Annotated in this window: 2 protein-coding genes; both read left to right on the top strand. The window is 43.7% G+C overall.

All coding sequences use genetic code 11. The annotated features are described in order from the left end of the window. Positions 1-1,008: catalase (locus Q0140_RS03220; protein WP_297961813.1), on the top strand; the 1,008-nt coding region annotated here is incomplete at its 5' end. Continuing rightward, positions 1,005-1,493 (top strand): ankyrin repeat domain-containing protein, encoded by a 489-nt coding sequence (locus tag Q0140_RS03215; protein ID WP_297961810.1) that lies wholly within the window; start codon positions 1,005-1,007, stop codon positions 1,491-1,493. The genes Q0140_RS03220 and Q0140_RS03215, both read left to right, overlap by 4 nt. Positions 1,494-1,846: the final 353 nt, after the last annotated feature.

The following is a 1,846-nucleotide window of genomic DNA, read 5'->3' as shown; positions in this document are numbered from 1 at the left end:
CAAAAGCGTGATCCTCGTACACACCTCCGTTCAAATGAGGCAGCATGGGACTTTTGGAGCTTAAGCCCTGAGAGTATGCATCAAGTAACCATCCTGATGAGTGACCGCGGTATTCCGGCAAGTTACCGCCATATGCACGGATTTGGCAGCCACACCTACAGCCTTATAAATGACAAAAACGAAAGATTTTGGGTTAAATTTCACTTCAAAACTCGCCAAGGCATTAAAAATTTAACCAACGCTCAGGCCTCACAGATCATTGCAAAAGATCGAGAGAGCAATCAACGCGACCTTTTTGAGAGCATAGAAAAGGGCGACTTTCCAAGCTGGGATTTTAAAATTCAAATAATGACTCTACAGCAGGCAAAAGAGGTCAAATTTAACCCCTTTGATCTAACCAAAACTTGGCCTCATAAGGAGTTCCCACTCATCGACGTGGGCGTCATGACGCTAAACGAAAATCCGAAAAATTATTTCAATGAGGTTGAGCAGGCCGCATTTAGCCCGTCAAATATAGTGCCTGGTATCAGCTTTAGTCCCGATAAGATGCTGCAAGCAAGGATATTTAGCTACCCCGACGCTCAAAGATATCGTATCGGCACGCACTACGCGCAGCTAGATGTTAATCGTCCTGTAAGCGAGGTCAATACATACGTTGTGGGCGGCGCGATGAATAACGGAATGTATGAGCTTGACGATAAGGCTTACTATGAGCCTAACAGCTTTGGCGGCGCCAAAGAGGATCGTGCTTTGTTGGAGCCTGATATAAGCATAGAAGGCGCGATGCAAAGATACGATCACAGAGCCGAAGATCAGGATTATTATTCGCAACCTAGAGCGCTTTTTGAGCTAATGAGCGACGAACAAAAATCGCAGCTTTTTAGTAATATCGCAGATAGCATGGAGGGTGTGAGCGAAGCGATAAAAGAGCGCGCGATAGGACATTTTGAAAAAATTTCCGCTGACTATGCAAATGGTGTAAGAGCCGCTTTGAAAGCAAAAAATTGACGAGCTTAACGCAGGCCGAGGAGCAAAGATATGGTGAGCTTTGCGCTATAGCGCTTGATTTCGCTAGGCGAGATGATGTTGAGGAGCTGGAAAAGATGATAAAAGCCGGTCTTAGCGTAAATTTAAAATCCGCCAAAGGCGACACACTTTTAATGCTAGCTAGCTACAATAACGCGCTAAAGACTGTAAATATGCTGCTCTCAAACGGCGCCAGAGTCGATGAGCGTAACGACCGCGAGCAAACTCCGCTCGCGGGTGCGGCCTTTAAAGGACATTTGGAAGTAGTCAAAGCTCTCGTAAATGCAGGTGCAGACGTAGAGGCTACGAGTGGTCTTGGTATGACACCCTATGCCTTTGCCATAATGTTTGGTAGGAGTGAAACGGCAAAATTTTTACTAAGAAAGCGTAAAAAGCAGGGATTGCTACAAAAACTGGCGGTTAAATTTTTAGAAATTTTCACCAAAAAGAGCGCGCGAGCGGTTTAAATTTTTATGCGCCTTGATATTTGGCGGTTTAAAATTTACGCGCTTTAGCGCTTATACACGGTTTAAAATTTGACGTATGTTTTGCTGTGCCTCCCATTTTTTCTGAATTTAGCAGATCTTGTGGCTTTGCTCATGGGCTCAATTTTTGCGATGAAATTCGGTATGATCTATTGCGATCCTTGTGGCAAGACTATAAATTTTCCTTTGAATCTTTGCAGAGTTTGTAAATTTTTAAGATTTTTCAGCACGCTTGGAATTTTATTGATTTTTGGATCGAGCTTGTCTTGTAGCTGGATTTGGCTGAGTACTGCGGCTAAACTTTACCATTTTAGGTTCATCGATTAAGCCTTTTA

It is taken from the genome of uncultured Campylobacter sp. (genome assembly GCF_938045405.1).
Classification (GTDB): Bacteria; Campylobacterota; Campylobacteria; order Campylobacterales; family Campylobacteraceae; genus Campylobacter_B.
Note: the sequence above shows the minus strand (reverse complement) of the source record. Positions and strands in the feature narration are given on the sequence as shown.